Below are 23,329 nucleotides of genomic sequence, written 5' to 3'. Positions count from 1 at the left end.
GAAAATGGATAAAAAACTGTCACACCAAAATGGCCTGTCCATGATTGAACTTTTAGTCGCACTGGCGCTTAGCTGCTTCCTACTTCTCGGCGTTTCACAGCTTTTTATTGACAGCCGTTACAATTATTTCTTCCAACAAGGCCAAGCTAGCAATCAAGAAAACAGTCGTTTCACACTACTGCTTCTTGAGCAACAACTTGTCAAAGCAGGCTACAGGCGTTTAGCAGATACTCCAATGGAAAACGCATTCCCTAAAGCGGACCCTGCCGGAGGATGCAGCGCATTCATTGCGGGACAAGTAATTACTCCTGCAACAGGAGATCGCGGCATATGCCTCCGCTACCAAGCAGCAACCGTGGGCGAAAGTGACTGCTTGGGAAATTTAATACCAGGAACACCCGGAAAGTCATTCGATAAAGTCCCCAGCGATATCACTAAAACCTATCGAATAACATTTACTCCAGGCACGGGAAAATCTGCAGGCTCGCTGCAATGCGGAGGCCAAGAGCTTGTAGCGGGTATTGAAGATATAAATATCAGTTACGGTGTAGGCCCTAAGGGAAAACGCAGCGTTGAAAATTTCACGGAAACTCCAACTGCTGATCAAGTCGTTAGAGGCGTACGCTTTTCTGTACTTGCTAGTAGCGGCGAAGCTGATCTACGAAAAGGTGTAGGAGAAGGCGTCGACAGCAAAGCCAAAGCAGACTGGATAACCTATTACGGTGGAAACAAAGCTGCTCTCGACGCTAAAGAGCACGGTCAGTTACTACTTATCGGCCAAGGCGCACAAACCCTTCGGAATATGATGCCATGATCAACCCTCCAAATACTAAGCAACAAGGTGCGACGCTTATAGTTGCACTAATAATGCTTTTGATAATTACGATTCTAGCGGTCGGTAGCATGCGCGAAGTTACGCTTGAAAGCCGCATAACTGCCAACACAATTGAACAGAAGCGCCTACTTAACCTGGCCGACTCTGGTTTACGTGAAGCAGAGCGTAGATTTAACAATACATATACAGCCCAAGAACCTGGTGAAGGCTGTGAACTAACAAACAAAAAGTATCCATGCCTAGTTAACCTAGCCGCCCTAGGCCTTGATATAAATGTGCTACATGCCAACCCCAAAGAGTTCGACAAAATAGATCCATCGAGCGCCCGGGCCTGGATGCCCTATATTGGCTCTGACATTGACAACCCAACGACTCTAGATCCGACCAGGACTATTACATGGAACAGCGTACCAATCCCGTCTGGCGAGCAGAACAGTGAAGCCCTAAACCCAGAGTACGGCAATTTAATGCGCGGGGAAGGCACATTCTTTTATGCCACTAACAGTAGAGCCAAAGCCACAACTGGCACGCAAGGGTCAGCGTTGTTGCAGTCTACTGTAGCACGCGTTTATACAAGCAACTGATGGAGAGCACAATGAACGCACTTTTAGTAAAAGGCAGTAAATTACTGACAGCTAGCTCTCTCAGTATTGCAATTATGACCAGCGCACAACAAGCAAGCGCAGCAGCAATGGTACCAAGCCAACAGCCTCTATTTCTTACGCAAGGTGTTGCACCTAACATCTTAGTAACTCTCGATGACTCGGGCAGTATGGCATTCGCTTACGCACCCGACTCCGCCCAAAGCGAACGAAACAGAAACTATTTTAAATCCAATTACTTTAACCCCATGTACTACTCGCCAACAACGGAGTACAAACTGCCTAAAAAAGTAACTTTAGTCTCCGGCGAACTGAAGATAACTGAATACGATACACCTATATTTACCGCCGCATGGAAGAACGGCTTCACTAAAGCATCAACTGTTAACCTCTCATCGAACTATGCCGCCACCGTAGAGTACGGCCGCGGCGCAGATACAGAGACTGCAGCAGATGGTCGCGCGCACTACTACGAGTACCGACCAAACAATGCAAATTGTAACAAGACAAAAACCGACACAGACTGTTATAGCAAAGTAAATATTCCTGCGACCGCAGCTGCAGAGAAAAATTTTGCAATCTGGTATTCATTTTATCGAACTCGTGCTCTTGCAACACAAACAGCAGCTAATCTCGCATTCTATTCGCTACCGGAAAACGTCCGTCTTACATGGCAGGTATTAAACAACAGCACTTGTAACGTGATGGGTAGCGGATCGAGCTCTGGCAACTGCAATACTAACTATTTAAGGGAATTTTCAGGTCAACACCGAGCCAACTTTTTTACTTGGCTTGAGAAACTAAGCGTAACTGGTGGCACACCATTACGCCAAGCAATGCAGCGCGCAGGCAACTTTCTAAGCCAAACCGGCATTAATGGTCCCTATGCATACTCATTAGGCAAGCAAACCAATCCAGAATATGCGTGCCGGCCCACCTACCATATCCTAATGACTGATGGTATTTGGAACAGCGACAGCGCCTCGGTGGGTAATGCTGACAACACAAACATCGCAACACTCCCAGATGGCAAATCCTACACAGCTATTGCGCCGTACAAGGATGGTGCAAGCAATACAGTGGCAGACCTTGCCTTCAACTACTGGAGACAGGATGCACGCACAAATATAGATAACAAGATCAAGCCATTTATCTCCGCAGCGAATCCTACTGATTCGACAAAAGAGTATTGGGATCCGCGTAACAATCCGTCCACATGGCAGAACATGACCACATTCACCCTAGGTCTTGGACTGACCTCAAGCCTCACAAGCCCCGCTTGGGGCGGGTCAACCTTCGAGGGGGATTACGGCAAACTCGCAGACGGCTCTATTGCATGGCCAGCAGCGTCTGCTGATTCTGCAAACAACGTATATGACCTTTGGCATGCGGCGATTAACTCTCGTGGCGAGTTTTTCAGCGCCGACTCTCCCGAAGATATGGTGTCCGCGTTCCAAACTATCCTTACGCGTATCGGTGATCGCAATAACTCTGCCGCACGACCAGCAATTACAGCAAAACTGCAAGAGAGCCCGTCGGGCGACACCCTGCTGCGTTATGCATACCAGAGCAGCTTCGATAGTTCAAAGAACTGGGCTGGTGATTTGATTCGCTACAAACTCGAAGAAAAATTCGGCATCACCGAAAAAATCAAGGAATGGAGCGCACAGGAAAAACTTGAAGTTCAAGACCCTGATAGCAGGAAAATAATGATTGCCGGCAACTCCGCGACAAACCTGGTTGATTTCCAGTGGAGCAATCTAAATGCAGCACAACGTGCACTCCTGAATCGTAACCCTGATAGCAACAATACGGTTGACGCATTAGGCGAGGCCAGACTGCAATTTATTCGTGGCAAGAGTAATGCAAATTTCAGAAACCGAGTAACGCGCCTCGGTGACATTATCAACTCCGCTCCGGCGGTGGTTGCCAACGCACAATACCTTGCATATCTGGCTAACCCTATAGAATTTGACAGCATTCCTTATGAAGATTTTAAAAATAAGGTAGACACGACAAGTACAACGCAGGGACGCAAACGGCTTATATACGTTGGCGCAAACGACGGCATGCTCCATGCATTTGATGAAGCCACCGGTAAAGAAGAGTTTGCATTTATACCATCAACTATTTTTGAAAAACTTAATCTACTAGCAGGTAATAGTTACAAGGGGAGTGCTCACCAGTTCTACGTTGATGGCAGTCCCGTAGTGGCAGATACGGTAATTGATGGTGAATGGCGCACAGTGCTAATCGGAACATTCCGAGCTGGCGGTAAAGGCATTTTCGCGTTGGATGTTACAGACCCAAGCAAAATCAAGCTTCTATGGGAGATCAATCTTACTACTGAAGTGGACATGGGCCACAGCATGCCAAAACCTACTGTTGCGCGTCTGCACAACGGCCAGTGGGCAGTAGTAACTGGTAATGGCTACTCCAGCCAGGATGACAAAGCCGCACTGTTAATCTTCAACGTTAAGGACGGCAGCCTTATTCGGAAGCTTGAAGTTAAAGGCAAAGAAGGTATTCCTAATGGGCTTTCAACACCAAAACTGGCTGACAATAACAGTGATGGTGTAGCGGATTACGCTTATGCTGGGGACCTTCAAGGAAACATGTGGCGTTTTGACTTACTGACCAAAACAACAGCTGACGTAAGTCTCGACTCTGAGCGCCTAGGACGTACATCTGCAGTTTCTGGCGGCAAACTTGTGTCCGCAGAAAAACCAGAAAACGCTAAAAACTTTAAGGTTTCATTTGGTGGAAAACCGCTATTTTCTGCACAAGCTAGTGATAACTCTAGCCAAGCAATTACGGCGGCTCCATCAATCGTTCGACATCCATCAAGCACGGGTTACATTATCGTCTTCGGTACAGGCAAATATTTCCAATCGAGCGATGCGGGAGCCGATACAAGCAGAGCCCAAACTCTTTACGGTATATGGGACAAACAAACAAAAGGCCAACCGGCCTCAACCACACCAAGCATCAATAGATCCAAGGTCGGGGCCGAGTATACTTATCTTGCTGAGCAGACTTTCACTGAGGAAGTTAATAATGCGACTTTTACTAATGAAGCGGGGAGCAGTAACAATCGCAATATAAGGATACTTAGCCAGAACCCGCTCGAGTGGCATGACAGCACTACAGGCAAAGGAAAATACGGTTGGCTTCTAGACTTCAAAGTCAACACCACTCTCGAAGGAGAAATGGTAGTTGACGACATGGTAGCTATCGGCCAGGTCTTACTCGCACAAACATTGACACCCAATGACGACCCCTGCGCGGACGGTGTATCTAACTGGACGTATGGAATAAACCCAGCAACCGGGGGACGACTCGACTTTGCTGTTTTTGACCTTGCTCGCCAAGGCTATGTTGACTCCCGCTCCAACTATAAAAAATCTGACGGGACTACTGTTCCAGTTTCAGGCTACCAAAATGATGGCATGGGCGGCCTGATCGTGACCACTACACCAGAAGGTCAAATTCAAGTGTGCACATCGAGCAGCTGTGAAACTATTGACCCTGGCCTAGAGTCAAGTGGGCGCCAAAGCTGGCGCATTGTTGAGGATTACTAACCATGAAAGTACATAAGCTTCTATTTATCCTCGCAGGTCTTCTTGCTTCCCCTGTGTTGCTGGCGGCCACATTCGAAGATGTGGGTCATATTCAAGAAGTATCTGTTGAAAAAAACACAATCATAGTAAACGACAAGAAATACTCACTGGCGAATTCCGTACTATCAGGTAATTCGCCTGTAATATTCTCGTTAAAACCAGGTGCTTTGATTAATTTTTCCGGCGACACCGGCTCGCCAAATGACATCATTAAAAGCGTTTACATCCATGAGCTACCGCTGCTAACGGCAGAAGAAATGGACGGACTCAAAAATGCAGAATAAGCACAGAGGCTTTACTTTAGTTGAGCTAATTATGGTTATGGCGATAATTGGAATCATCGCGTCTATTGCGATACCCAACTACAGCGAATATATGACTAGAACAAAGCGGACTGAAGCTATAGGGCTACTAAGTGACATTGCAGCTCGTCAAGAAAGATTCTTAGCACAGAACAATCGCTACATAACAAATAACGACGAGCTAGCCTTACTGGGGGTACAGAAAACAGATACCGCAGCTAAGAAAATAATATCCGAGAACGGCTACTACGAAGCACAAGTATCCTCTGTCGCTAATGATGGCGGCTACACACTGACAGCAACACAGAAAATCGGCGATACTGCCTGTGGAAATATGACGCTTAATGCCCTAGGTATAAAAGGTCGGTCTGGAACAAAGCCTGCGGAGGAATGCTGGAAATAACAAAAACCCGCTATAGCTCTGGATATAAGCGCCCCACTCTCCCATATATCTAATATAAGAGAGTGGGACTGGAGCTAGTTCTACGACAGCCAATCGTCAAACGCGGTAGATTATTTCAAACACCAGTTAACATTCACGAGTTACACACGACACTACGTCCCTATTTTAAATCGAACGCTCTATCTAAGCTTGATATCCAAAGCACTCCCACCCGCCCTCACACTCATACCCTTGATTGATTGGCCATTGCAGGTATCAGAACGGATTTGCAGTGCAAGTTGAAAAACCGACAGACAGAAGTTCCATACTCCTCATGCCTGCATGAATATCAGGTATATTCAGATGGCCTGCATCTATAAATATATAAAGGGATTAAAGGTTACTGTCTTGCAATTACCCTTAACTCCTTCGGCATCGAAAACGTCACATTCTCAGGCCGCCCCAGCAACTCTTGCGCACCTGTTGCACCCCATTCGCTCAACTGCTGAATAACGCCCTGCACCAGCACTTCTGGTGCAGATGCTCCCGCAGTAATGCCAATGCCCGCCATACCTGCAAACCACTCCTGCTTGAGGTCTTCTGCCCCATCGATGAGGTAGGCAGGCGTGCCCATGCGCTCAGCAAGTTCGCGCAAACGGTTGGAGTTGGAGCTGTTGGGGCTGCCGACCACCAGTAGCACATCGCATTCGGCAGCGAGCTGTTTGACGGCGTCCTGGCGGTTCTGGGTGGCGTAGCAGATATCGTCTTTGCGCGGACCGCCGATGGCGGGAAACTTGGCGCGTAGAGCGTCGATGACTTTGCTGGTGTCGTCCATAGACAGAGTGGTCTGGGTCACAAACGCCAGCGCTTCGGGGTTACGTACCTCAAGCGCGGCCACATCTGCTTCATCTTCCACCAGGTAGATACTGCCGCCGTTGCTGGCGTCGTATTGGCCCATGGTGCCTTCGACTTCCGGGTGGCCTTCGTGGCCGATCAGGATGCATTCGCGCCCTTCGCGGCTGTAGCGCACCACTTCCATGTGCACCTTGGTCACCAGCGGGCAGGTGGCATCGAATATTTTCAGACCACGGCGCTCAGCCTCGTTGCGCACCGCCTGGGAGACGCCGTGAGCGCTGAAGATAACGATAACTTCATCAGGAATCTGATCCAGCTCTTCGACGAAGATTGCGCCGCGCGAACGCAGGTCTTCAACCACAAACTTGTTATGCACCACTTCATGCCGCACATAGATGGGCGGACCGAAGACTTCCAGGGCGCGGTTGACGATTTCAATGGCGCGGTCGACGCCGGCACAGAAGCCACGGGGATTGGCGAGTTTGATATGCATGGCGAATATCTCGACGGTAGACCTTGCGGGCTAGTGTACGGTGCGGCCGCACGCACTGGGGTAGCAATCTGTATATGCAGCCGTGATCGCGAGGATCTCGCAGAAACACTCGAAGCGAAAGCCGCTCCCACAGGAGCGGGCTACACCTTAGAGCGCTTTGACCTCAATAATTTCCACATCGAAGCTCAGCGCTTTACCGGCCAACGGGTGGTTGAAGTCAATGGTTACCTGGTTGTCGTCAAAAGCTTTAACCACACCCGGCAACTCGGCATTGGCAGCGTCGTTGAAGATCACCAGTAGGCCTTCCGACAGTTCCATATCCTGAAATTGGCTGCGCGGCATGACCTGGATATTCTGCGGATTACCCTGACCGAAGCCCTGCTCAGGACTGATCGGCAGGCTGCGTTTGTCGCCCGCTTTCAAGCCATAGATGGCCTGCTCAAAGCCTGGCAGCAGGTTACCGTCGCCGACCTTGAAGGTGGCGGGATTTTTATCGAAGGTGCTGTCCACCACATCGCCGTTGTCTAGCTTGAGGGCGAAATGCAGGGTCACCTGCTTATCCGGGCCGATACGCACGTCAGTCATTTGCCTGTTTCTCCGGACTTTTCGCTTTTGAACATATCCAATGCCAGCAGAATGGCACCGCCGGTAATCGCCATATCAGCCACGTTGAAGGCTGGGAAGTACCACTGCTGATGCCAGTGCAGCAGGATGAAGTCGACCACATGGCCAAACACTACGCGATCAACCAGGTTACCCAGTGCACCACCCAGAACTAACGCCAACGCCACCGCAAGCCAGGTTTCGCCTGGCTTGAGGCGTTTGAGCCAGACCACCAGGACTCCGCTCACTACCACGGCAATCGCGGCAAAGAACCAACGCTGCCAGCCAGCGGCATCGGCCAGGAAGCTGAATGCCGCACCGGTGTTGTAAGCCAGGGTCCAGCTAAAGTAATCGGGGATGATCACGATCTGCTGGTACATGCTCAGGTTGTTGTCGAACCAGAACTTGCTCGCTTGATCGACTACAAACACCAGCAGACTCAGCCACAACCAGGCCAAACGCCCGAAACGACTAGCGTTATCACGCATAGTGACGAACCTCACCTGCGCCTTCGATGTTGTCCACACAACGACCGCAAATTTCCGGATGCGCTGGGTTCACCCCAACGTCCTCGCGGTGATGCCAGCAACGGGCGCACTTGGCGTGGCCGGACTTCAACACTTTCAGCTTGAGCCCCGCCACTTCGGTGTCCACAGCATCACTCGGCGCGCTGGTGAGCGGCGCCAGGCTGGCGGTGGAGGTGATCAGCACAAAGCGCAGTTCGTTACCCAGCTTGTTCAGATCGGCAATCAGGCTGTCTTCAGCGTACAGGGTCACTTCCGCCTGCAGGTTGCCGCCGATGGCCTTAGCCGCACGCAGGTTTTCCATTTCCTTGTTCACAGCCACCTTGACCGCCATCACGCGCTCCCAGAAGGCACGATCTAGCTCGAAGCCTTCCGGCAGTTCGCTCAGGCCCTGATACCAGCCATTGAGCATTACCGACTCGTTACGCGCACCCGGCAGGTATTCCCACAGCTCATCGGCGGTGAACGACAACACCGGAGCGATCCAGCGCACCAGGGCTTCGGCGATGTGGAACAACGCGGTCTGGCAGGATCGCCGCGCAACGCTGTCAGCGGCGGTGGTGTACTGACGGTCCTTGATGATGTCGAGGTAAAAGCCACCCAGCTCCTGCACGCAGAAGTTGTGCACCTTCTGGTAAACGTTCCAGAAGCGGTAGCTGTCGTAGGCTTCTTCGATTTCGCGCTGCAGCAGCAAGGCGCGATCTACGGCCCAACGGTCCAGTGCCAGCATGTCTTCCGCCGGCAGCAGGTGCTGCGCTGGGTCGAAACCGCTGAGGTTGGAGAGCAGGAAGCGCGCGGTATTGCGGATACGCCGGTAGGAATCAGCGCTGCGCTGCAGGATGACCTTGGACACGGCCATCTCGCCAGAATAGTCGGTGGACGATACCCACAGGCGCAGGATGTCGGCGCCCAGGCTGTCATTCACTTCCTGCGGAGCGACTACGTTGCCCAGCGACTTGGACATCTTACGACCGTTCTCATCGACCACAAAGCCGTGGGTCAGCAGCTCTTTGTACGGCGCGTGGCCGTCGATGGCCGCGCCCGTCAGCAAGGACGAATGGAACCAACCGCGATGCTGATCGGAGCCTTCCAGGTACAGGTCGGCACGTGGGCCACTGGCATGGCCCAAGTTGTGCGAACCGCGCAGCACGTGCCAGTGGGTGGTGCCGGAGTCAAACCAGACGTCCAAGGTGTCACTGATCTTGTCGTAGTCGGCGGCTTCATCGCCGAGCAGCTCAGCAGCGTCCAGCTTGAACCAAGCCTCGATGCCCTCTTGCTCGACACGTTTGGCCACCTCTTCCATCAGCTCGGCGCTGCGCGGGTGCAACTCGCCCGTGGCCTTGTGCAGGAAGAATGGGATCGGTACACCCCAGTTGCGTTGACGCGAGATACACCAGTCCGGACGCCCGGCGATCATGCTGTGCAGACGTGCCTGGCCCCAGGCTGGGACGAACTGAGTTTGCTCGATGGCTGCCAGCGCACGCTCACGCAGGGTGCCGCCTTCGTTAGGCTGCTTATCCATGCCAACGAACCACTGCGCGGTGGCGCGGTAGATCAGCGGGGTCTTGTGGCGCCAGCAATGCATATAGCTGTGCTGAATGGCTTCGTGCTTGAGCAGCGCGCCGACTTCGTCCAGCTTGGCGACGATGGCCGGGTTGGCCTTCCAGATAAACTGGCCGCCAAAGAACGGCAGGTCGCTGACATACACGCCGTTGCTCTGCACCGGGCTGAGGATGTCGTCATTGCTCATGCCGTAGCCTTTGCAGGAACGGAAGTCGTCCTCACCATAGGCCGGCGCCGAGTGCACCACGCCAGTGCCGGCGCCCAGCTCAACGTAGTCAGCCAGATAGACCGGGGCAAAGCGCTCATAGAACGGATGACGGAAGCGGAGCAGCTCCAGCGCCGCGCCTGGCGCGGTGGCGATCACGTCGCCCTGCAGTCCATAACGGGCCAAGCAGCCTTCCACCAGCTCTTCGGCCAACAGCAGCAAACGCTCGCCGGTATCGACCAGCGCATAGGTAAATTCAGGGTGGACGTTCAGCGCCTGGTTGGCCGGAATGGTCCAAGGCGTGGTGGTCCAGATCACGATGGAAGCAGGCTTCGGCAGGCTGGCCAGACCAAATGCGGCGGCCAGCTTGTCGGCATCTTCCACTACGAAGGCGACGTCGATGGCATCGGACTTTTTGTCCTGGTACTCGACTTCGGCCTCAGCCAGCGCGGAACCGCAGTCGAAACACCAGTTGACCGGTTTCAGACCCTTGAATACGAAACCCTGTTTGACCATTTCGGCCAGCGCGCGGATTTCGCCCGCTTCGTTGGCAAAGTCCATGGTTTTGTAAGGGTTGTCCCAGTCGCCCAGTACACCGAGGCGCACGAAGTCGGCCTTCTGCCCTTCGATCTGCTCACCTGCATAGGTACGGCAGCGCTCGCGGGTCAGGTCGGACGGCTGATTCTTGCCAAAGGTGGTTTCCACCTTGTGCTCAATCGGAAGACCGTGACAGTCCCAGCCCGGCACATAGGGAGCGTCGAAACCGGCCAGGGTCTTGGAACGGGTGATGATGTCCTTGAGAATCTTGTTGACCGCATGACCGATGTGAATGCTGCCATTGGCATAGGGCGGGCCGTCGTGCAGAACAAACTTCGGGCGACCTTCGCCTTGCGCGCGCAGCTTCTGATACAGGCCAATCTCGTTCCAGCGCTGCAGAATCTGCGGCTCGCGCTGCGGCAGGCCGGCCTTCATCGGAAATTGGGTGTCAGGCAGATTAAGCGTGGCTTTGTAATCGGTCATTTCAGGCTCTTCGTAAGCGATTGGCACCCAGCAGTTGAAGCCGGGTGCTTAAACGCGCCAATGGGCACGGGCGGCAGCAATATCGGCAGCAATAGCCGTCTTCAATGCCTCAAGGGAGGCGAAACGCTGCTCATCGCGCAGCTTGTGGTGGAAAGCCACCGTCAAACGCCGGCCATATAAATCACCGGCAAAGTCCAGCAAATGCACTTCCAGATGAGCGCGACCATCACCGGCCACGCTCGGGCGCACACCAATGTTGGCCACACCCGGCCAGGTTTGGCCGTCAATCTCGGTGCTGACCAGGTACACGCCTTTGAGCGGCACCCGCTTGCGCTTGAGCTGCACATTGGCAGTCGGCGCATTCAGCTGACGCCCCAGTTTCTGCCCGTGCAACACCCGTCCGGCAATCTGAAATGGCCGCCCGAGCAGGTGCTGCGCCAAGGCAAAATCACCGGCATCAAGGGCTTCACGTACCCGCGTACTGCTGACGCGAATACCGTCCAGCTCAACCGTGCTGGCAGCCTCGACGCTGAAGCCTTCGCGCTCACCAGCCTCGGCCAGAAAGGCAAAGTCACCGGCGCGGTCACAGCCGAAGCGAAAGTCGTCACCCACTTCCAGATGCTGCACACCCAGGCCTTCCACCAGCACACGATGCACGAACTCAGCCGCGCTCAACTCACGCAAGCGGCGGTTGAAACTCAGGCACAGCACTCGATCAACGCCTTCGGCAGCCAGCAGAGCCAACTTGTCGCGCAACCGCGCCAGGCGCGCCGGTGCTACATCAGGTGCAAAAAACTCGCGCGGCTGCGGCTCGAAAATCAGCACGCAACTGGGCACGCCAAGCTCGGCGGAACGCTCACGCAAACGCGCCAAAATGGCCTGATGACCACGATGGACGCCGTCGAAATTCCCGATGGTGGCGACACAGCCCCGATGCTGGGGCCGCAAATTGTGTAGGCCTCGAACCAGCTGCATAACGCGCTTCTTGCTCATAAAGTGCTCGATTATACGCACACCGAGCAGCGGACAACAGGCAGCAAATCAGCTGCAACTCAGAGCGCACTGCGGCGAGCAAAATCCTTCAAACGGAACCCCAGCAGCGCCAACACGGCCAAATAGGCCAACATGCCCACACTCACCAGCCCACCCAGGCGCAGTAAACGCCAGAGCATAGTGCTGTCCGCCCAAGCTGGCAGCTGCTGCATAGCCAGCAGTAACACCACCACCATCGCCAGCAGCGCCAGCAACAACTTGCCGAGGAACAACGCCCAACCCGGCTGTGGTTGGAACATGTCGCGCTTGCGTAGCTGCCAGTACAACAGACCAGCATTCAGACAGGCGGCCAGGCCGATGGCCAAAGCCAAACCGGCATGCGCCAAGGGAATCACAAAGATAAACAGCACGTTCATCGCCTGGGTCGCCAGCAATGTCACCAGACCGATACGCACCGGGGTTTTGATGTTCTGCTGGGCGTAGAAGGCAGGCGCAAGAATTTTCACCAGAATGATGCCGACCAGCCCCAGCGAGTAAGCAATCAAGGCCCGCTGGGTCATCAAGGTATCGGCAGCGGTGAACTTGCCGTACTGGAACAGCGAGGCGATCAACGGCTCGGAGATAATCGCCAACGCCACCGCACTGGGCAGCGCCAACACCAGGCACAGACGCAAACCCCAGTCGAGCAGCTTGGAGTAGTCCTCGCGGTTGGCGCCCGAATGGGTTTTCGATAAGGCCGGCAGCAAAATGGTCCCCAGCGCCACGCCGAGCACACCGGCCGGCAGCTCCATCAAGCGGTCGGCGTAATACATCCAGGACACGGAGCCTGCGACCAGAAAGGAGGCAAAGATCGTATTGATGATCAGCGAAATCTGGCTGACCGACACCCCGAAGATCGCCGGCCCCATCTGCTTTATCACGCGCCACACGCCTGTGTCCTTGAGGTTCAGACGCGGCAGCACCAGCATGCCGATCTTGTGCAGATGCGGCAGCTGGAACAGCAACTGCGCCAAGCCCCCCACCAGCACCGCCCAACCCAGCGCCATGATTGGCGGATCGAAATAGGGGGTCAGAAACAGGGCGAAGACAATCATGCTGACGTTGAGCAGAGTCGGCACAAAGGCCGGCACCGAGAACCTGTTCCAGGTATTGAGCACCGCCCCCGCCAGCGAGGACAGGGAGATCAGCAGAATATAAGGAAAGGTCACCCGCAGCAGCTCGGTGGTCAGCTCAAAGCGCTCCGCCTCATCAGCGAAACCAGGAGCGGAGGCCCAGACAATCCACGGCGCCGCGAGGATGCCAATAAAGGTTACCAGCGCCAGCACCAGCGTCAGCAGGCCTGTCACGTATGCGAGAAACGTGCGCGCTGCCTCATCGCCCTGCTGGGTTTTATATTCGGCCAGAATCGGCACAAAGGCTTGAGAGAACGCGCCCTCGGCAAAAATCCGCCGCAGTAGATTGGGCAGCTTGAACGCCACCACAAAGGCGTCCGAGGCCACGCCAGCGCCGAAGGTGCGGGCAATGATGGTGTCGCGCACAAAGCCCAATACACGCGAAAGCATGGTCATGGAGCTGACAGCGGCCAACGACTTGAGCAAATTCATGTAGTATCCCGGCTCCGCAAACAATCACTGGCGCGCAAAGGCGACGAGTGTAGCGGTCTGCCGCTGGTCAGGCCAGCACAGGGAAAAGCCAACAGGCTTGACAGCTCTCCCTCATATCGGCATGATTCGCGGCCTTATTTGTTTGTAACCCCCAGAATTTTTCTTCGAGGAGCTTGACGGTGGCCAATACACCTTCTGCCAAAAAACGCGCAAAACAGGCTGAGAAGCGTCGTAGCCATAACGCCAGCCAGCGCTCGATGGTTCGTACTTACATCAAGAACGTCGTCAAGGCTATCGAAGCCAAAGACGCTGCTCTTGCAGCTACTGCTTACACCCTGGCTGTGCCGGTAATCGACCGTATGGCCGATAAAGGCATCATCCACAAGAACAAAGCCGCTCGCCATAAGAGCCGCCTCAATGGCCACATCAAGGCCCTGAGCGCTGCTGCAGCTGCCTAAGCTGCTTGCGACACGCTACTCGTTCTTGAAAAACCGGCTTAATCGCCGGTTTTTTATTGCTCGCAATAATTGCCGGCGCAGCCTGCAACACCCAGAGGTAGTCGCCATGAGTGGCAGGCCACAAAAAAGCCCGAATCATTTCGGGCTTTTTGATTCAGGGCTTTTGCGGCCAGGGCAGAATCGGAATGGCCGTCACCGCATTCTGCGGACTCCCCTCGATTACACGATCGCTGTAGACCAGATAAACCAGGGTATTGCGCTTCTGATCAAAGAACCGCACGACCTGCATGGTCTTGAATACCAGCGAGGTACGCTCACGAAACACCTCCTCGCCCTCCTTGAGCTTCTTCAGGAAGCTAATCGGCCCGACCTGGCGACAGGCAATCGACGCCTCGGCGCGATCCTCAGCAAGACCCAAACCACCCTTGACTCCACCGGTCTTGGCCCGTGACAGGTAGCAGGTCACGCCCTCCACCTTAGGGTCATCAAACGCCTCGACGACGATCTTGTCGTTCGGCCCCATAAACTTGAAAACCGTCGACACTTCACCGATCTGCTCGGCCGCCACCAACCCAGGCAACAGCACCAGCGCACCCAGCAATCCCTTTACCACTCGCATCAGCCTTCCCTCAAATCAGGATCAAATTATCCCGATGCACCAACTCGGGCTCATCAACATAACCCAGCAGCCTCTCGATGGCATCCGACGACTGACCGATGATCTTTTGCGCTTCAAGCGCACTGTAGTTAGCCAACCCACGGGCAATCTCGCGACCATCCGCCGCCACGCAGACCACCATCTCACCGCGACGAAAGCTACCCTGCACGGCCTTTACGCCAACTGGCAACAAACTCTTGGTACCGGTCGCCAGCGCCGTGACCGCACCATCATCCAGCACCAGGGTGCCGCGCGTCTGCAAATGCCCGGCGAGCCACTGCTTACGCGCTGCCAGCATGCCGCGCTCAGGCGCAAGCAGCGTACCCAGACGCTCGCCTGCCTTGAGCCGCGCCAGCACCTGCTCGATGGCACCACCAACGATTACCGTATGAGCACCGGAACGCGCCGCCAAACGCGCCGCGCGCAGCTTGGTCTGCATACCGCCACGCCCCAGCGCACCACCCACGCCACCCGCCACAGCATCCAGCGCCGGATCATCGGCGCGCGCCTCGAAAATCAGCTCAGCATCGGGGTTATGCCGCGGATCGGCGTTATACATGCCGTCGCGATCAGTAAGAATTACCAACAGGTCGGCCTCGACCAGATTGGCCACCAGCGCAGCCAGGGTGTCGTTATCACCAAAGCGGATCTCATCGGTAACCACAGTGTCGTTCTCGTTGATCACTGGCACCACATCCAGATCCACCAGCGTGCGCAGCGTGCTACGCGCATTCAGGTAACGCTTGCGATCAGACAGATCGTCATGGGTCAGCAGAATCTGCGCCGTGCGCCGGCCATGCTCGGCAAAGCTCGATTCCCACGCCTGAATCAGCACCATCTGGCCAATAGCTGCCGCCGCCTGCAACTCATGCATGGCGCTCGGTCGCGCTACCCAGCCCAACTTGCTCATACCAGCCGCCACCGCACCGGAGGACACCAGCACCAGCTCAACACCCTGCTCACGCAGCGCGACCATCTGCTTGACCCAAACCGCCATGGCCGCACGATCCAAACCACGACCATCAGCGGTCAGCAACGCACTACCAATCTTCACTACCCAGCGCTGCGCACCGGTTACCTTGTCACGCATGATCTTCCAACCTTAGCCGCGACCTGTGATTACAAAAACGCCGCAATTAAGCGGCGTTTTTGTAGTTGCTTAATCCCGGACGTAAATGATTTCCGGGCCATCATCTTCGTCTTCTTCATCCCAGAAGCTGTCGTCTTCATCGACATCACCGACTGCCTTGACCCCGGAACGACGCAGCGCACGCTTGTCGTCCAGCGCCTGCAGCTGAGCGCGCGCTTCGTCCTCGATGCGCGTATCCAGCTCGGCCAACTCGGCGGCGTACTCTGGGTTTTCCTGAATGCGCTCAGCGCGCGCTTCAAGGAAATCCATGATGTCATAACAGAGCTTCTCAGTGCCCTGGCGCGCCAGGGCAGAAATCACATAAACCGGCCCAGTCCACTCGATCCGCGCGACGATTTCAGCAATCCGCGCTTCCTGCTCTTCATCGAGCATCTGGTCAGCCTTGCTCAGCACCAGCCAGCGCTCACGCTCAGCCAGCGACGGACTGAACTTGGTCAGCTCATCAATAATGGTGGCGGCCGACTCGGCCGGATCGGTCAGATCCAGCGGCGCCATATCAACGAGATGCAGCAACAGACGGGTACGCGACAAATGCTTGAGGAAGCGGATGCCCAAACCAGCACCGTGAGAAGCACCCTCGATCAGCCCCGGAATGTCTGCAACCACGAAGTTTTTGTAGCGATCGACACTGACCACGCCCAGGTTTGGCACCAGAGTGGTGAAGGGATAGTCAGCGACTTTCGGCTTGGCGGCCGACACGGAGCGAATGAAGGTGCTCTTGCCGGCATTCGGCAAACCCAGCAGGCCGACATCGGCCAATACCTTCAATTCCAGCTTGAGATCGCGCGACTCGCCCGGCTTGCCCGGAGTGGTTTGCCGCGGCGCTCGGTTGGTACTGGACTTGAAGCGGGTGTTACCCAGACCATGCCAACCGCCCTGCGCCACCATCAAACGCTGGCCAGCGCGAACCAAGTCACCAATCACCTCCTGAGTGCCGGCATCGATCACCGTGGTACCAATCGGCACCGGCAGGATCAGATCCTCACCCTTGGCACCGGTACAGTCGGTGCTGCCACCCTTCTCACCATTCTGTGCCTGGAAACGACGGGTATAGCGGTAATCCACTAGGGTATTGAAGTTCTCGACCGCCTCGATATACACCGAACCACCGTCACCGCCATCACCACCGTTGGGACCGCCCTTCTCGATGAACTTTTCACGACGAAAAGCCATCATGCCGTTACCGCCGTCGCCGGCTTTTACAAAAATCGATACTTCATCGACGAATTTCATTTTTACGCCTCCCGCAATCACGCGGGTCATCTAAACCGAGAAACACCAGGTTCTTGCAAAATTGACCTGCATTCAAATCGAACGCTAACACCCAGGACAGTTTGGCAAGAACCCCAAGAATACAGAAACAAAAAAGCCCCGTCGCAAGGACGGGGCTTTCCCAGCAGTCGCGCTATTAAGCCGCAACGACGCTCACGTAACGGCGGTTGAACGCGCCTTTTACTTCAAACTTGATCACGCCTTCGATTTTCGCGAAGAGGGTGTGATCTTTACCCATGCCAACGCCGTAACCGGCGTGGAACTGGGTGCCGCGCTGACGCACGATGATGTTGCCTGCTTTGATAGCCTGGCCGCCATACATCTTCACGCCAAGGCGTTTGGCTTCTGAGTCGCGACCGTTGCGGGTACTACCGCCAGCTTTTTTGTGTGCCATGAGTTCAATACTCCTATAAAGGGATCAGACCGAAACGAATCAGGCCTGGATACCGGTGATTTTGATCTCGGTGTACCACTGACGGTGGCCCTGGCGCTTCATGTGGTGCTTACGACGACGGAACTTGATGATGGTGACCTTGTCGTGACGACCTTGAGCGATCACTTCAGCAACAACTTTGGCACCTTCAACAACCGGAGCGCCGATTTGAACGTCGTCGCCATTGCCGACCAGCAGAACACGGTCAAAAGTCACAGCTGCGCCAGTGGCCAGCTCGAGTTTTTCGACCTTGAGGAATTCGCCTTCGGTGACTTTGTATTGCTTGCCACCAGTAACAATTACTGCGTACATGGTAAATCTCCGTTAATCCTGCTCACCCAGCGCTTTATAGGAATAAGTGTCGGCTGGCATGGCTGCTTGGGGCCTTCAAGGACACCCTTGCAATTGCGTAAGGCAGGGAAATACCCAGGGGGAAGTTCAGGGTGCGCGATTGTACGCAAGCAGCCAGCGCGACGCAAGGCCCCGACACCCAGAGCACCAGCCTCTTGCCTTGACAGCCCCTACCCTGCCCCCTAGCATGCCGCGCAACCCATGAGTAGCAGGTGCAAGCGATGCAACCCCAGGCTTTCTACCGCGTGGTGGCGGATGACTTTACCGCCGTCGACGGCATCATCCGCGCCCAACTGGTGTCGCGCGTACCGCTCGTAGAGAAGATCGGCGACTATATTATCTCCGCCGGCGGAAAACGCCTGCGGCCTTTGCTGGTTCTGCTCAGTGGTAAGGCGTTGGGCATTGAAGGCGACAACCTGCGCCTGCTCGCTGCCACCATCGAATTTCTGCACACCGCCACCTTGCTGCACGACGACGTGGTCGACATGTCCGACATGCGCCGCGGCCGCAGCACCGCCAATGCCCAGTGGGGCAACGCGCCAAGCGTACTGGTCGGCGACTTCCTTTATTCGCGCTCCTTCGAAATGATGGTCGAACTTGGCTCCATGCCGGTGATGAAGATCCTTTCAAAGGCCACCAGGGTGATTGCCGAAGGCGAAGTGCTGCAGCTGTCGAAGATCCGCGACGCCAGCACCACCGAAGAAACCTACATGGAAGTCATCCGCGGCAAGACTGCTATGCTCTTCGAAGCCTCGACCCACAGCGCCGCAGCACTGGCGGGCGCCAACACCGAACAGACCGAAGCGCTGCGTACCTTTGGCGACCACCTCGGCGTGGCCTTCCAACTGGTCGACGACCTGCTCGACTACCGTGGTGATGCCACTACCCTGGGCAAGAACGTCGGTGACGACCTGGCCGAGGGCAAGCCGACCCTGCCGCTGATCTACACCATGCGCGAAGGGACCCCTGAACAAGCTGCACTGGTACGCCAGGCGATCCAGAAAGGCGGCATCGAAGACCTGGAAAGCATCCGTAATGCCGTAGAAGCGGCTGGCGCGCTGGACTACACCGCACAGCAAGCGCGTGACTTCGCCGAGCGCGCCATCGCTTGCCTGGATGCGCTGCCGGCCAGCGAATACCGCGACGCACTGATCGAACTCAGCCGCTTTGCCGTAGCCCGCACGCACTAAAGTTTCCCAGGACAGACAAAAGCCCGCCATATGGCGGGCTTTTTATTAGCAGCGATCCACAGCAATCAAACCGTGCGACAAAAGGCAGCGATTAATCCTTGCTATAAATATAATAAGAATTATTCTCATCTGACCACTTGAAAGGGAGATGAGTCATGACCTATCTGATCGATGCCTGGCTGGACCGCCCGCAGCCGTATCTTCGCATTCTCAATCGCAACACCGGCGAGGTTTGCGCCCTGCTTAAGGAAGATGCCCTGGATGAGCTGCGTGATCAGGGGGATCTGGATCTGCACGAGCTGAACTCCAGCGAGCCGCTAGTGCTTAAAGAGTTGGTGCGTAATCTGTTTCTCTACTGCTACGCCCGAGCGTTGCGCCCCTGAAACGCATCGTGAGCATGGCCCGCTCCTACATCAAGTAAGAGCGGGCCATGCCCACGAAGGTAAACCGACTGAGCGTTAGAGAACGTCCAACAGCTCCACATCAAACACCAGCACGCTGTGCGGCGGGATGCTGCCCACGCCTTGCTCGCCGTAAGCCAGCTCGCTCGGCACGTACAGGCGCCATTTGCTGCCGGCATTCATCAGCTGCAGGGCTTCGGTCCAGCCGGCGATCACGCCGCCAACCGGAAACTCGGCAGGCTGGCCACGATCGTAGGAGCTGTCGAATACAGTGCCGTCGATCAGGGTGCCGTGGTAGTGGGTGCGCACTGTATCTTCGCGAGAAGGCTTGGCACCTTCGCCGGCGGCCAGCACTTCGTACTGCAGGCCAGAAGCCAGAACGGTGATGCCGTCACGCTTGGCGTTTTCAGCGAGGAACGCCAGACCCGCGCCGGCAGCCGCTTCGGCCTTGGCAGCCGCTTCGGCTTGCATGATGTCACGGATGACTTTGAAGCTAGCGGTCAGCTCCGCTTCGCTGACGCGGCTTGGCTGGCCGGCGAAGGCATCGGTGATACCGGCGATGATGGCGTCCAGGCTGGCACCCGGCGGCGGGTTGTCGCGCAGCTGACCACCCAGCTGACGGCCAATGCCGTAGCTGACGCGGGTTTCGTCAGTCGAGAGATTGAGTTCGGACATAGCACGGCTCCGCTAGGGCTAAAAAAGGTCGGCCAGCCTAGCACAAACCGCCTGACCGCCCTACCCGCCGGCAGCGCCCTGACGATGACGCCGACAGCGCTCGGAGCAGTACTTCACCTCATCCCAGCAGCGCGCCCACTTCTTGCGCCAGGTGAAGGGCAGCCCACACACCGCACAGGTTTTGACCGGCAATTCGGCCTTTTTCACAGGGCCTCACCCGCATCCAGACGCGCCAGCAACTGCTCACCCCGCGTCCATAAGCCCTGCTGCTTGGCATCGCTCATCTTGTCCAAACCGCGATAGATCATGCCCAACCGATGGTTACCGGACAGCTGCTCGCGGTGGCGCATAAGAAAATGCCAGTACAGCGCATTGAACGGGCAGGCCTGCTCACCCACGCTTTCCGTGACCTTGTAGGCGCAGTCGCCGCAGTAGTTGGACATCCGTTTGATGTACTGACCACTGGCGCAATAGGGCTTGGAGCCCAGATAACCGCCATCGGCGTGCATGACCATGCCCAGGGTGTTGGGCAGCTCGACCCAATCGAAGGCATCCATGTACACCGCCAAGTACCAGTCGCAGACCTGGCTGGGCTGGATACCGGCCAGCAGGGCGAAGTTGCCGGTGACCATCAGCCGCTGGATGTGGTGGGCATAGGCATGTTCCAACGTCTGGCCGATGGCCTGACTCATGCATTTCATGCGGGTTTTACCGGTCCAGTAGAACTCCGGTAGCAGCCGAGTGTTGCCGAAGGCATTGCGCTCGGCGTACTCCGGCATGTGCATCCAGTAGATGCCGCGCACGTATTCGCGCCAACCAATCAACTGCCGGATAAAGCCTTCCGCAGCATTCAGCGGCACCTGGCCACGCCAGTAGGCCGCCTCCACATCCGCACACAGCCGGCGCACATCCAGCAGACCAATATTCAGCGCTGCGCTGATCCGCGCATGGAACAGAAACGGCTCACCGACTGCCATGGCGTCCTGGTAATCGCCAAAAGCCGGCAGGGCGAAATCGAGAAAATGCTGCCACAGCGCTTCGGCCTCGGCATGGGTCACCGGGTAATCGAAAGCCGCCAGACTGCCGTAGTGATGACTGAAGCGCTCGGCCACCAGCACCAGTACGTCCTGAGTAATGGCATCCGCCGGGAAGCGTGCCGTCATCGGCGCCTTGATCTGCTTGGGCAGTGCCTTACGGTTTTCCGCATCGAAGTTCCATGCGCCGCCCACCGGGGTACCGTCACCATTGAGCAGCAAACCGGTCTTACGGCGCATCTCGCGGTAAAAGAACTCCATGCGCAGCTGTTTGCGCCCCTCGGCCCACTGTACGAACTCGTCACGACCACAGATAAAGCGGCTGTCGGCATGCCAGGTGATCGGCACGCCGCTGCGCTTCAACTGATCTTCCAGCCGCCACTCACCACACTCGGTGACATGCACTTCAGTCGCCTGCAACTGCGCGGCCCAGCGCAGCAACTCTCCCGGCAGCGAGCCGCTGTTGTCCGGGTCGTCCAGTGCTACGTACTGCACACGCCAACCGCGCTCGCGCAATGCCTCGGCAAAGTGACGCATGGCACTGAAGATCAGCGCAATTTTCTGCGGGTGGTGCGGCACATAGTCCGTTTCGGCGGCCACCTCTGCGAGCAACACCGCATCCTGCTGCGGGTCCAGAGCCTGCAGACTGGGCAGATCGAAAGACAGCTGATCACCCAGTATCAGGGCGAGCCGGCGAGTGGTCATAACATAACAACCTCGGTGTTTGGGCAGCGCCGTAAATGGCTCAGCACGATGTGGTAGGCATCCAGACTGAATGCCTGAGATGGCTGCTGACTGACGGAATGAAGCAAGGCCGGGTCATCGACCGTGGCCAGGTAGCGCCACTGATCCAACACATGCCACTGCGAGAGCCCATGCTCAGGATCACGCTCAACCAGCGCGACAGTCCCCGGCCAGGGCCAGGCCACCGTACGCAGCTGTTCGCAGGCGGCCAGCAGCCGGGCATCATGCGCAGCACGAGGCTCTTGCCCGCAGCAGGCGCCCTGACAGCCACCCAGTTGAGTGGCAAAGCAAGCGCCCATGCCCGCTTCCAGACCGATCAGACGTAAACACAACTGATGCTTGCGCGCCTGGCTGCGCAACCAGTCCTGAGCCTGACGCCGTGAGCGGAATAAGCCGACACTGCTGTCAATCGGTGCATGGGTGTCGACACCCTGCAATGCCAGCTGCCAACCGCCCGGAGACTGGCTAAGGCTCCACGTCAGCAGTTCACGCTGGCGCCGCAGTTGCCGGTTATACAACGGCAAAAGCCGCTTGACCTCCGCAGCCTCCAACAACAGCGCACCCAGCTCGCCGGCCGTAGGCTGCACGCGCACCTCACGGATCTGCTGAGCCACCTGCAGGCTTCGACGACTGTGGTGATCATTCTGGAAATGCGATTGCACACGCTGGCGCACATTACGGCTCTTACCGATGTACAGCAGCGCCTGATTGTCGCCATAAAAGTAGTAAACCCCCGGCCGCGCAGGCAGCGCTTGCAATCGCTCAGCACTGAGGAACCGGGGGACTGCCGCTTTGCGCAGCTGGCGTTGCACCTGAGCATCCAGTAGTTCAACGGGCACCTGCGCCAACAAACTGGAGAGCAACTGCCAAACGGCATCGGCGTCCGGTAGTGCACGATGACGGAAAAAACGCCGGACCTGTTGACGCTCACACAGCGCCTCCAGACTGTAATCCGGTAAATCCGGCCAGGCGGCACGCGCGAGCCGCACGGTACACAGCTGCCGGTAACGCACCGACAGGCCTGCGAGGGTGAAGGCCCGCCGCAAAAATGCATGCGCCACACGCAGGTTGTGCCCAACCACCACCCGCCCCTCCAGCAACCGGGACAGCTCGCCAGCAATCTCGGCAAACACAGGCTGCTCGTCCAATTCTGCCGGCAACACACCTGACAGCCGCGAAACAGTGCGGGGCAGCGCACAGGCGGGCTTTAACAACCAGGAGTGGCGCGCCACCACCGAACCCGCATCGACCTGCAAAACAGCAATTTCCCAGATGCAGTCCTTGTCAGGATGCATGCCGGTGATTTGCACATCGATAACAGCCAGCGGGCGATCAAGCAGCGGGGTTGGGGGGCTCAAGGCA

23 protein-coding genes are annotated in these 23,329 nt (G+C 56.3%); 8 read left to right on the top strand and 15 right to left on the bottom strand.

All coding sequences use genetic code 11. The annotated features are described in order from the left end of the window. Positions 1–4: 4 nt before the first annotated feature. From CUR33_RS05490 to CUR33_RS05470, 5 genes are read left to right on the top strand one after another with little or no spacing between them, the layout of a single operon-like run. On the top strand, positions 5–814 hold the full coding sequence (locus CUR33_RS05490) for a prepilin-type N-terminal cleavage/methylation domain-containing protein (RefSeq protein ID WP_289238928.1): 810 nt from the start codon (positions 5–7) through the stop codon (positions 812–814). Next, a complete protein-coding gene (locus CUR33_RS05485) occupies positions 814–1,419 on the top strand; it encodes a pilus assembly PilX family protein (protein WP_428835304.1) in 606 nt (201 codons plus the stop codon). Before CUR33_RS05490 ends, CUR33_RS05485 begins: the two co-directional genes overlap by 1 nt. An 11-nt stretch (positions 1,420–1,430) precedes the next feature. Then, on the top strand, positions 1,431–5,018 hold the full coding sequence (locus CUR33_RS05480; RefSeq protein WP_282874968.1) for a pilus assembly protein: 3,588 nt from the start codon (positions 1,431–1,433) through the stop codon (positions 5,016–5,018). Positions 5,019–5,020: 2 nt separating this feature from the next. Next, complete coding sequence (locus CUR33_RS05475; RefSeq protein ID WP_282874967.1) at positions 5,021–5,341, top strand: PilY2 family type 4a fimbrial biogenesis protein; 321 nt, start codon at positions 5,021–5,023, stop codon at positions 5,339–5,341. After that, positions 5,331–5,762 carry a type IV pilin protein gene (locus CUR33_RS05470; RefSeq protein WP_282874966.1) on the top strand — a complete coding sequence of 144 codons (432 nt, stop codon included), beginning with the start codon at positions 5,331–5,333 and terminating at the stop codon, positions 5,760–5,762. The genes CUR33_RS05475 and CUR33_RS05470 overlap by 11 nt, the downstream gene beginning before the upstream one ends. Positions 5,763–6,141: 379 nt before the next feature. Here CUR33_RS05470 and ispH read toward each other — a convergent pair whose 3' ends face one another. From ispH to murJ, 6 genes are all read right to left on the bottom strand, one after another. Beyond that, positions 6,142–7,089, bottom strand: a complete 948-nt coding sequence (ispH, locus tag CUR33_RS05465) for a 4-hydroxy-3-methylbut-2-enyl diphosphate reductase (protein ID WP_289238927.1) — start codon at positions 7,087–7,089, stop codon at positions 6,142–6,144. A 147-nt stretch (positions 7,090–7,236) separates the two neighbouring features. Continuing rightward, the gene (locus tag CUR33_RS05460) at positions 7,237–7,674 is read right to left on the bottom strand and encodes an FKBP-type peptidyl-prolyl cis-trans isomerase (protein ID WP_170050517.1); all 438 of its coding nucleotides are present in this window, start codon (positions 7,672–7,674) and stop codon (positions 7,237–7,239) included. Next, a complete protein-coding gene (gene lspA / locus CUR33_RS05455; RefSeq protein WP_160085553.1) occupies positions 7,671–8,180 on the bottom strand; it encodes a signal peptidase II in 510 nt (169 codons plus the stop codon). Before lspA ends, CUR33_RS05460 begins: the two co-directional genes overlap by 4 nt. Next, positions 8,173–11,004 (bottom strand): isoleucine--tRNA ligase, encoded by a 2,832-nt coding sequence (gene ileS, locus CUR33_RS05450; RefSeq protein WP_289238926.1) that lies wholly within the window; start codon positions 11,002–11,004, stop codon positions 8,173–8,175. Before ileS ends, lspA begins: the two co-directional genes overlap by 8 nt. A 48-nt stretch (positions 11,005–11,052) precedes the next feature. Further along, a complete protein-coding gene (gene ribF, locus CUR33_RS05445; RefSeq protein WP_167142779.1) occupies positions 11,053–11,979 on the bottom strand; it encodes a bifunctional riboflavin kinase/FAD synthetase in 927 nt (308 codons plus the stop codon). A 77-nt stretch (positions 11,980–12,056) separates the two neighbouring features. Beyond that, the gene (murJ, locus tag CUR33_RS05440) at positions 12,057–13,601 is read right to left on the bottom strand and encodes a murein biosynthesis integral membrane protein MurJ (protein WP_289238925.1); all 1,545 of its coding nucleotides are present in this window, start codon (positions 13,599–13,601) and stop codon (positions 12,057–12,059) included. Positions 13,602–13,780: 179 nt separating this feature from the next. On the opposite strand from murJ, the gene rpsT reads away from it, so the two are divergent. Continuing rightward, positions 13,781–14,059, top strand: a complete 279-nt coding sequence (gene rpsT, locus CUR33_RS05435) for a 30S ribosomal protein S20 (RefSeq protein ID WP_160085557.1) — start codon at positions 13,781–13,783, stop codon at positions 14,057–14,059. A gap of 154 nt (positions 14,060–14,213) precedes the next feature. Here rpsT and CUR33_RS05430 read toward each other — a convergent pair whose 3' ends face one another. From CUR33_RS05430 to rplU, 5 genes are all read right to left on the bottom strand, one after another. After that, a complete protein-coding gene (locus CUR33_RS05430; protein WP_289238924.1) occupies positions 14,214–14,678 on the bottom strand; it encodes a CreA family protein in 465 nt (154 codons plus the stop codon). A 10-nt stretch (positions 14,679–14,688) separates the two neighbouring features. Next, a complete protein-coding gene (gene proB / locus CUR33_RS05425) occupies positions 14,689–15,807 on the bottom strand; it encodes a glutamate 5-kinase (protein ID WP_170050522.1) in 1,119 nt (372 codons plus the stop codon). A 69-nt stretch (positions 15,808–15,876) separates the two neighbouring features. After that, positions 15,877–17,100, bottom strand: a complete 1,224-nt coding sequence (cgtA, locus tag CUR33_RS05420; RefSeq protein ID WP_289238923.1) for an Obg family GTPase CgtA — start codon at positions 17,098–17,100, stop codon at positions 15,877–15,879. 175 nt (positions 17,101–17,275) lie between these two features. Next, positions 17,276–17,533 (bottom strand): 50S ribosomal protein L27, encoded by a 258-nt coding sequence (gene rpmA / locus CUR33_RS05415; RefSeq protein ID WP_085584170.1) that lies wholly within the window; start codon positions 17,531–17,533, stop codon positions 17,276–17,278. Between the two features lie 39 nt (positions 17,534–17,572). Next, entirely contained in the window at positions 17,573–17,884 is a 312-nt protein-coding gene (gene rplU, locus CUR33_RS05410; RefSeq protein WP_090249415.1) for a 50S ribosomal protein L21, read from the bottom strand. A 260-nt stretch (positions 17,885–18,144) separates the two neighbouring features. Between rplU and CUR33_RS05405 the strand changes: the two genes are divergently transcribed. Both CUR33_RS05405 and CUR33_RS05400 read left to right on the top strand, forming a co-directional pair. Beyond that, entirely contained in the window at positions 18,145–19,113 is a 969-nt protein-coding gene (locus CUR33_RS05405; RefSeq protein ID WP_289238922.1) for a polyprenyl synthetase family protein, read from the top strand. Between the two features lie 155 nt (positions 19,114–19,268). After that, a complete protein-coding gene (locus CUR33_RS05400) occupies positions 19,269–19,496 on the top strand; it encodes a PA4570 family protein (protein ID WP_090249418.1) in 228 nt (75 codons plus the stop codon). Positions 19,497–19,571: 75 nt separating this feature from the next. Here CUR33_RS05400 and CUR33_RS05395 read toward each other — a convergent pair whose 3' ends face one another. The 4 genes from CUR33_RS05395 to CUR33_RS05380 are packed head-to-tail and all read right to left on the bottom strand — an operon-like array spanning position 19,572 to position 23,325. Next, complete coding sequence (locus CUR33_RS05395) at positions 19,572–20,189, bottom strand: FKBP-type peptidyl-prolyl cis-trans isomerase (RefSeq protein WP_289238921.1); 618 nt, start codon at positions 20,187–20,189, stop codon at positions 19,572–19,574. Between the two features lie 60 nt (positions 20,190–20,249). Continuing rightward, on the bottom strand, positions 20,250–20,396 hold the full coding sequence (locus CUR33_RS05390) for a DUF2256 domain-containing protein (protein WP_160085563.1): 147 nt from the start codon (positions 20,394–20,396) through the stop codon (positions 20,250–20,252). Further along, a complete protein-coding gene (locus tag CUR33_RS05385) occupies positions 20,393–21,928 on the bottom strand; it encodes a cryptochrome/photolyase family protein (RefSeq protein ID WP_289238920.1) in 1,536 nt (511 codons plus the stop codon). The genes CUR33_RS05390 and CUR33_RS05385 overlap by 4 nt, the downstream gene beginning before the upstream one ends. Next, entirely contained in the window at positions 21,925–23,325 is a 1,401-nt protein-coding gene (locus CUR33_RS05380; protein ID WP_289238919.1) for a 3'-5' exonuclease family protein, read from the bottom strand. The genes CUR33_RS05385 and CUR33_RS05380 overlap by 4 nt, the downstream gene beginning before the upstream one ends. Positions 23,326–23,329 lie beyond the last annotated feature (4 nt).

Origin of the sequence: Pseudomonas sp. FEMGT703P (genome assembly GCF_002786345.1) — a bacterium.
Taxonomy (GTDB): domain Bacteria; phylum Pseudomonadota; class Gammaproteobacteria; order Pseudomonadales; family Pseudomonadaceae; genus Aquipseudomonas; species Aquipseudomonas peli.
The sequence above is the reverse complement of the archived record's forward strand: the minus strand, read 5'-3'. Positions and strand labels throughout refer to the sequence as shown.

What these genes read in the sequence shown, in the direction of transcription:
- CUR33_RS05490 (WP_289238928.1), top strand. Translation starts at nt 5, where the DNA reads ATGGATAAAAAACTGTCACACCAAAATGGCCTGTCCATGATTGAACTT.
- CUR33_RS05480 (WP_282874968.1), top strand. Translation starts at nt 1,431, where the DNA reads ATGAACGCACTTTTAGTAAAAGGCAGTAAATTACTGACAGCTAGCTCT.
- CUR33_RS05475 (WP_282874967.1), top strand. Translation starts at nt 5,021, where the DNA reads ATGAAAGTACATAAGCTTCTATTTATCCTCGCAGGTCTTCTTGCTTCC.
- CUR33_RS05470 (WP_282874966.1), top strand. Translation starts at nt 5,331, where the DNA reads ATGCAGAATAAGCACAGAGGCTTTACTTTAGTTGAGCTAATTATGGTT.
- ispH (WP_289238927.1), bottom strand. Translation starts at nt 7,089, where the DNA reads ATGCATATCAAACTCGCCAATCCCCGTGGCTTCTGTGCCGGCGTCGAC.
- CUR33_RS05460 (WP_170050517.1), bottom strand. Translation starts at nt 7,674, where the DNA reads ATGACTGACGTGCGTATCGGCCCGGATAAGCAGGTGACCCTGCATTTC.
- lspA (WP_160085553.1), bottom strand. Translation starts at nt 8,180, where the DNA reads ATGCGTGATAACGCTAGTCGTTTCGGGCGTTTGGCCTGGTTGTGGCTG.
- ileS (WP_289238926.1), bottom strand. Translation starts at nt 11,004, where the DNA reads ATGACCGATTACAAAGCCACGCTTAATCTGCCTGACACCCAATTTCCG.
- ribF (WP_167142779.1), bottom strand. Translation starts at nt 11,979, where the DNA reads ATGCAGCTGGTTCGAGGCCTACACAATTTGCGGCCCCAGCATCGGGGC.
- murJ (WP_289238925.1), bottom strand. Translation starts at nt 13,601, where the DNA reads ATGAATTTGCTCAAGTCGTTGGCCGCTGTCAGCTCCATGACCATGCTT.
- CUR33_RS05430 (WP_289238924.1), bottom strand. Translation starts at nt 14,678, where the DNA reads ATGCGAGTGGTAAAGGGATTGCTGGGTGCGCTGGTGCTGTTGCCTGGG.
- proB (WP_170050522.1), bottom strand. Translation starts at nt 15,807, where the DNA reads ATGCGTGACAAGGTAACCGGTGCGCAGCGCTGGGTAGTGAAGATTGGT.
- cgtA (WP_289238923.1), bottom strand. Translation starts at nt 17,100, where the DNA reads ATGAAATTCGTCGATGAAGTATCGATTTTTGTAAAAGCCGGCGACGGC.
- rpmA (WP_085584170.1), bottom strand. Translation starts at nt 17,533, where the DNA reads ATGGCACACAAAAAAGCTGGCGGTAGTACCCGCAACGGTCGCGACTCA.
- rplU (WP_090249415.1), bottom strand. Translation starts at nt 17,884, where the DNA reads ATGTACGCAGTAATTGTTACTGGTGGCAAGCAATACAAAGTCACCGAA.
- CUR33_RS05405 (WP_289238922.1), top strand. Translation starts at nt 18,145, where the DNA reads ATGCAACCCCAGGCTTTCTACCGCGTGGTGGCGGATGACTTTACCGCC.
- CUR33_RS05400 (WP_090249418.1), top strand. Translation starts at nt 19,269, where the DNA reads ATGACCTATCTGATCGATGCCTGGCTGGACCGCCCGCAGCCGTATCTT.
- CUR33_RS05395 (WP_289238921.1), bottom strand. Translation starts at nt 20,189, where the DNA reads ATGTCCGAACTCAATCTCTCGACTGACGAAACCCGCGTCAGCTACGGC.
- CUR33_RS05385 (WP_289238920.1), bottom strand. Translation starts at nt 21,928, where the DNA reads ATGACCACTCGCCGGCTCGCCCTGATACTGGGTGATCAGCTGTCTTTC.